We start from the raw sequence: 3,000 nt of genomic DNA, 5'->3' as shown, positions 1-3,000 counted from the left end.
ATATACTGGTGTACATGGAAAAACTTATAAATTATAAAGTGAAAACCATAGAGGATTTGAAAACTCTATGGTTTTTTAGTTAATTTGAAATATTTTCTCCGAAGGAGCGTGGCGTAGCCACTTTTTTATTAGTAAAAATTAAAGTAAATAGTATATTAATATTTGAAGTTAAAAATTATAAGTGAAATATTCACATAAACTTATTAAATTATAAATAAAAATGTGGATAACATTTGGTGAGACATGTGAATAAAACATAGAATTTGACTAAAGTTGTACAAAAATAAAATATTATAAATAAATTTTAAAAAAAGTGTTGACACAATTCAATACAATCTGTATAATAATATCTTGTTGAGGCAAGTATTCGATAAAGAATATAAGTGGCAACTAATTGGATTAAATCTGGTGATGATGGCATAGAGGTAACACTCCTTCCCATTCCGAACAGGACAGTTAAGGTCTATAGCGCCAATGGTACTGCATGGGAGACCGTGTGGAAGAGTAGGACGTTGCCAGGTAATATGGTTCACTAGCTCAGTCGGTAGAGCACATGACTTTTAATCATGGTGTCCCGGGTTCGATTCCCGGGTGAGCCACCAATTATAAGATAGTATTTAACTTGCTTAGTATTTATATAGAAGAGTTATTTACATGAGTAGATACTCTTTTTTTTGTTTCGTAAAAAGTCCCTCGTATAAATTTATATATGAGGGGCTTTTTCTAAGTTAAAAAATTACATACTCTATATAAAATTCCATTCAATTTTACTAATACAACTCCAAAGTTTGATGGAAATTATATCATATATAAGTATTAAAAAATCTATATTCTTTGGAATATAGATTTAAATTTAATATTATAAAGTTTTAAATTTATTTTTTATATCATATGAAATAAATTTTATAAATTTCTTTAAGCCATTAATATCATCTTTGAATGTTGTATCTTCAGATGATGTAAGATATCCGTTATTGAATAATGTTAGTATAAAGAATAGTATACCCAGATTTATATATAAATCTTTTATATCAGCAATAAATAAAGTACTCACGCCAATAAAATCTAAGCTACCACCATAAAATATTTTATCAACAAGTGAACATAAAGCACCACATGTTACAAAAATAAAACACATATCAGCCCAGTAATCGTTATTACCCTTAAATCTATAGTATCGATATATTTCAATAAACAAAAATATAGCAATTATATTTATGGTTATTAATAGAGGAAAACTTACTGAAGTCCCAAAACGTGCATTTAACCATGAGCCATCAGTATTTATTATAGGGCTAAAAAAAAGCATATTGGGTATTATATCTATATATTCATTAAAGAAAAATAATTTTATTATTATCTTTATTCCTTGGTCTAATATAAAAAATAAAATAAAACATGTTAATATGGATTTTTTACTTAATCCTGAACTAAATTTTAGACTGGAATTATATATTGCTAATCCAACCAATCCAAATAATGCAACAAGAATTAAATTAAAAAGAATTGTCTTTACATCATGTATTCTACCACTAATTAATTCAAATAAGACATATATAATCCACATTATAGGCAAAATACTTATAGTTAAAACTTTTTTATTTTTCATAAAAATTCACCTCCTTAGAATTATTTATATAAAAGTGTAACATATGCAAGAAAAAAATTCATCACTATAAGAAAAAACTTTGGTATAATTTAACATAATAAATATAACATATTTCATAATAAATGTATAAGATAAGAAAGAGGGTATAAATATGCTTACAATTCTAGCTGTATCTGATTCAATTGGAGAAACTGCCAATCAAGTAGCAATAGCTGCTGCAAGCCAATTTACACAAAAAGTTAAAGTAAATAGACTACCTTATATAAAAACACTTGAAGATGTTAAGGATGTAATCAAAATAGCAGAAAAGTGTGAAAATGTAATAATAGTATCTACAATAATCACTGCAAATGTAAGAGAATGTTTAACGCAATCAGCTATGGAAAAAAATATAACTGTAATGAATGTATTAGGGCCTATATTAAATGTTGCATCTCATATACTAAATGTACAGCCTACATATAATCCAGGTGCAATGAGACAAACTGATGAAATCTATTATAAGAGAATTGAAGCTATGGAATTTGCAATGCAGTATGATGATAGTAAAGATTATAGAGGATTAAAAAATGCAGATGTAGTATTAGTTGGATTATCTAGAACATCTAAAACTCCATTATGTATGTATTTAGCTAATAAAGGAGTTAAGGCTATAAACATACCTTTAATGCCAGAAGTAAAAATGCCAGAAGAAATATATAAAATTGATAAAAATAAAATATTCGGGTTAACAATTAATCCTCTCAGACTTATTGAAATAAGAAAAAGAAGGTTAGATAAATTTCATAGACTTACATCTAATATAGAATATGCTGGAGATGCTAGGGTATTAGAAGAACTAGAATATTCAGATAAAATTATGAGATCATTAGGATGTAAGACCATAGATGTAACAGAAAGAGCGATAGAAGATACTGCACTAATTATATTAGAAAAAATAAAATATAATAAAAATAGCATATGAGAATTATAATAAAATGTCTATATATAACTATATAGACATTTTATTTATAAATTATACAATATAACGCTGCCTTGTGTATCAATAGTAGTATTCTGGTGAAAAATTCATTAATATTAAGAATAATGATAATAAAATAATATAAATTGTAGTTTTGACTTTTTGCTTAAGGATAATCTAATGATAAGATAAACAAAGTCGCAAGGAGCGGTAAACAGGTGAAAAAAAGCTTAAAAATTACTAAGAAGTAATAAATTAAAAAGTTTTGAAAAAAGTTGTTGACATAATCCAGATCAAGTGATAAACTAAGTAAGTCGCTTGAGAGCGATACGATAGTAACAATGAAAGTTGTGAAAGAAAAATGGTCTTTGAAAATTGAACAGAATATATAAATACATTTAAGTAAACCAGCAATTCTTTATTTTGAGTA

Annotated in this window: 2 protein-coding genes, 1 tRNA gene and 1 rRNA gene; 3 read left to right on the top strand and 1 reads right to left on the bottom strand. The window is 26.1% G+C overall.

Annotation, left to right across the window (positions count from 1 at the left end; genetic code table 11):
* Nucleotides 1-404 precede the first annotated feature (404 nt).
* Nucleotides 405-521, top strand: a 5S ribosomal RNA gene (gene rrf / locus HF850_RS15280).
* A 5-nt stretch (nt 522-526) separates the two neighbouring features.
* A tRNA-Lys gene (locus HF850_RS15275) sits at nt 527-602 on the top strand.
* Nucleotides 603-859: 257 nt separating this feature from the next.
* On the opposite strand, the gene HF850_RS15270 is transcribed toward HF850_RS15275, so the two are convergent.
* Complete coding sequence (locus HF850_RS15270) at nt 860-1,609, bottom strand: signal peptidase II (RefSeq protein WP_169106270.1); 750 nt, start codon at nt 1,607-1,609, stop codon at nt 860-862.
* Nucleotides 1,610-1,760: 151 nt separating this feature from the next.
* Here HF850_RS15270 and HF850_RS15265 point away from each other — a divergent pair, with 151 nt between their 5' ends.
* Nucleotides 1,761-2,573 carry a pyruvate, water dikinase regulatory protein gene (locus HF850_RS15265; RefSeq protein ID WP_169106269.1) on the top strand — a complete coding sequence of 271 codons (813 nt, stop codon included), beginning with the start codon at nt 1,761-1,763 and terminating at the stop codon, nt 2,571-2,573.
* Nucleotides 2,574-3,000: the final 427 nt, after the last annotated feature.

Source organism: Clostridium sp. SM-530-WT-3G (assembly GCF_012843905.1).
GTDB lineage: Bacteria > Bacillota > Clostridia > Clostridiales > Clostridiaceae > Clostridium.
This window is presented reverse-complemented; position numbering and strand designations above follow the sequence as displayed.

Coding starts and splice junctions, on each gene's coding strand:
- HF850_RS15265 (WP_169106269.1), top strand. CDS start 1,761: ATGCTTACAATTCTAGCTGTATCTGATTCAATTGGAGAAACTGCCAAT.
- HF850_RS15270 (WP_169106270.1), bottom strand. CDS start 1,609: ATGAAAAATAAAAAAGTTTTAACTATAAGTATTTTGCCTATAATGTGG.